Annotated in this window: 3 protein-coding genes; 1 reads left to right on the top strand and 2 read right to left on the bottom strand. The window is 58.0% G+C overall.

The annotated features are described in order from the left end of the window. Window positions 1-168 precede the first annotated feature (168 nt). Window positions 169-1,515 carry a hypothetical protein gene (locus tag WFM69_RS19195; protein WP_337007430.1) on the top strand — a complete coding sequence of 449 codons (1,347 nt, stop codon included), beginning with the start codon at window positions 169-171 and terminating at the stop codon, window positions 1,513-1,515. Here the strand turns inward: WFM69_RS19195 and WFM69_RS19190 are convergent. Both WFM69_RS19190 and WFM69_RS19185 read right to left on the bottom strand, forming a co-directional pair. Next, window positions 1,466-2,374, bottom strand: coding sequence for a DNA adenine methylase (locus WFM69_RS19190; RefSeq protein ID WP_337007428.1), 909 nt, complete (start codon window positions 2,372-2,374; stop codon window positions 1,466-1,468). The two genes, WFM69_RS19195 and WFM69_RS19190, sit on opposite strands and share 50 nt — an antisense overlap. Before the next feature lie 566 nt (window positions 2,375-2,940). After that, the gene (locus WFM69_RS19185) at window positions 2,941-3,309 is read right to left on the bottom strand and encodes a hypothetical protein (protein ID WP_337007426.1); all 369 of its coding nucleotides are present in this window, start codon (window positions 3,307-3,309) and stop codon (window positions 2,941-2,943) included. Between the last annotated feature and the right edge of the window lie 256 nt (window positions 3,310-3,565).

The following is a 3,565-nucleotide window of genomic DNA, read 5'->3' as shown; positions in this document are numbered from 1 at the left end:
TTACGAGGTGTCCTTCCGGACTGGTAAACGTTGCTCTAGACAATCAACATTTTCCCAGACCAGAAGGACATTTCACTTCACGGCACGCCCACGAACCGCACCCGACATGGTGGATCGGGGCTCAGTGCGGCACGACTTATCCTGCGTGATGGATACTTTGACAACGAGGTGCCGATCGTTGTGGCGTCCGACGATAGCGCTAACCCGTCGTACATCGTCCTCGAGGGCAACCGACGTGTCAGCGCATTGAAAGCTCTCCAGGACCCCACGATTGTTCCTGGCCACGAAGCAGAAGTTCGGGCACTTCTCAAGCGCTATGCCTTGGAGGCAGAAAACCTTCCTGAACGCATTCGCGTCATCGTTGCACCCGACCGTGCTTCTGCTGCCCCACACGTCGCACGACTGCACACGGGGATATCAAAGAAGCGTTGGAGCCGAGACCAACAAGCAACTTTCTACTATTCACTGGTGGATGAGCAAACAACCGTCGAGGACGTGAAAGCGCAGTATCCCGATGTCGAAATTGCTCGCTTCATGAAGATGGCAGTGATGCGGCGCTTCCTCACGGCCGCGCCCTTCGCGGAACAGAGCTTGCGCCAGTACGCAGCCAGTGACGAGTTGGCCATGTCTGCGTTTGAGTACGCCTACCGCAACAAAGACATCGCCGCGATCATCGGCGTCGAGTTCGACAAGGAAGGCATGCTAGTTCCTCGCTCATTGCCGCCCGAAAAGGCGTCCGCGAAGTTGTCGAAGAATAGCCTGAAGGCTTTGGAATACTTGGTTGGAGAATTTCGAGCTGGACGTTTGAATACTCGCTCCGCTGAGTTCAAGAAATCTGATCCTGCTCATCAGCCTTTCCTGGACCGGCTCAGGGGCGCTACCACGCAGTCTCCCACTCCGCCGCCCGCCTCCCCGCCCACTACGCCACCTTATGGGCCTGGAACAGGAACACCTCCAACCGGAGGCACCTCCGGAGGGGGCACCTCCGGAGGAGGTGGCGGTGGCGTGAATCCTGGAACACCACAACCGCCTAGCTCCCCAGGCACACCTGGCGGCCGCGGCCCGAATCATCCTGATACGAAAGGCGTCCTCGATCTTTCAGGCCTGGGATACGAAAACGCACCGCTAAACCTCAAACTTCGCTACTTTGAGCTTCGTAAGATCAGCCTGTCGAACTTGCCCATCGCCGCGGCCATCTTGATGCGTTCTGTTCTGGAATCCACTATCAAGGTGCACTTCGAGGGAACGTCCACGCCGGTGTCTGGCGAGTTGAATGCGGTGTTTAAGCAAGTCGTTCAGTCCTATGGCCAGGATAAGTCGCTCCGAGCGACGATCAACGCGATTCAGACAGGGAACGCTCACAAGCACGGCTCTATTCAGTGGTTCAACCTCATCGCACACAGCGCGGACGCGTCAGTGAACGCCGACGATGTGCGGCAAGCTTGGAAGGCCGTTGGGCCACTGCTCAGGCGCTTGCTGCTTCCCCAAATGCCGCCTGGCTCTGCAACTCCTTGATCACGGTAGCGACATCACGCGACGCAACGAGCAACTCTTCGGCCTTTCCGGGATACCTCGCCGAGTAGGTGAGCTCGAGTCGGCACTGAAAGTGCTCGCGATACAGCTTTTCGATCAGTGGAGCAGTGTCGTAAGTCATGAGCCAGTGCGCCTTTTGTACGGAGTTGACGACGGAAGACAAGGCCGTATGATCGCGTCCATCGAACGCATTGAGATACAGCTGAGATCCGGCCTGCACGTACGGTGGATCAATGTACATAAACGCTTGTTCATCTCCGGCATATCGTTGGATCACGGTCCTGCCATCAAGATCTGACACGATTATTTGATCCGCGAGATCGCCAATGGCAGTAAGTCGCTCGATCAGAGTGTCCCGGTTGAATCTGGCATCAATCTTGTAGTTCCCGTCTTGACGCTGGCCGCCAATGACACCAGCGTTCAAGATGCCCGAACGGTTTGTTCGATTTAGGAAGAAGAACGCAAACCCAAGACGAAGGGCATTGCTTTCATCTCGGGCTCGATAGATTTCTCGCTGCTGCCGCCACTCCTCAACGCTTAGATCTGTTGATGCAACCATCTCTACCAGTCGGGCATTGTCATTGACAACGGATTTCCAGAAGGCATGGACGGCTGGGTCGATGTCATTCACGACGAGCTCGCGAACGATCCCCTCGCGAAGGAGGGCGATGCCGGCCCCGACCCCACCTGCGTACGGTTCAACGTAGCGGGCGTTTTCAAGCCCAAGCGACCTGATGATGTCGCCGAAGAGGCCTGCGAGCGCGGCCTTACCGCCGTGATAGCGGAGCGGCGATAGCGTGCCGTACCGACGAGACGCGATGACGCGCAACCGATCATTCATAACCCTCACTCCTTCCCTGCGCGGTGGGCCGCGACTCGGCATCGCGCTGAACAGAATCGAGCGTCCCCTCTTCCGAGGAAGGCCTCGCTGCAGCGCTCGCAGGTGCGCCAGGCTTTGCGCCGTCGAAGTCGTTCATGCCGAAGTGCGCGATCGAGGTCCTTGAGACCTGCGTCACTGAGGCTTGAGATGTCACTCATGTAACGAATACTACCTGTAACGCAAGCAAGTTCGCGGAAGACACGCCTCCTTTTTTTGATCACTTGCGGGTGTCAACGCAAGTACGTCTCATGAAGCACCGCTCTCTTCCCGCACAAGGAGTGTGCTGATTCGCACCGAGGCCCCGTGCGCGTCCAATAGTTGGCGCCACAGTGCGTCTTGGCTCATCCAGGCAAGGAGTACGGGAGCGAAATGACGGACTTTCGAATCCCGAGTGAGTCTCGTCGCTGCCCAGCGGAATGACGGAAACTGGGGCGAGCGACCGCTACTTGCGCTCGCCAGGTAGCCCGCACGTGCGCAACATCGTGGCGCTCGATCATGTGTTCTCTAGATCGGGTCGAGCCAGCCGCTCACGGTTCCGATGCCGCGATGCCCTCCGGTTCACGCATCTGGAACCGTAGTAGATGGAGTTTCCCGGTTTCGTCGTGATAGCCCGAGACAATGTTGGCGTCGGAATCCTCACGCGCCATCGCCTGAGCTTGGGCGTAGGTTCGTCCACCGTAGATGATGTCAAGCCACTGGCGGGTCCTTGAGATCAGGTCGCCCAGGAATGCATCGAGGAAGACGCCGCGTTCGTCGTCCCAGTGCAGCCTGAACTGCACTTGAACCTTCGCCCGATAGCCGGGATCCGGGTGCATCGAATGGGTCTCGCACCGGATTGTCGTGAGGACCGTTCCGTCCTGCGCGTGGATCGGATCCTTCTGGATCTCGTACGTCATTTGTGCCTGGTCGGCTGTATCGACTGGCCTGAGGTTCAGTTCCAGACCCGGAATCGATAGCTGACGGAAATGAAGCGCGCCCGAGATCAGACCACGATGCTTGTCGATGATGTCGAAGCGGTGTAGTAGTGGGCCGACCCCGTGATGTAGGTCCAGTCGTTGTGTGAGTCGTCTTGATGCTCGCTGCTGCGGGCAGGAAGACTGGTCTCATCATGACGAACACGAGGAAGCGGCACACGCCTGAGCAGGTCGTGCG

The organism is Microbacterium sp. LB12 (genome assembly GCF_037150835.1).
Classification (GTDB): domain Bacteria; phylum Actinomycetota; class Actinomycetes; order Actinomycetales; family Microbacteriaceae; genus Microbacterium.
Note: the sequence above shows the minus strand (reverse complement) of the source record. Positions and strands in the feature narration are given on the sequence as shown.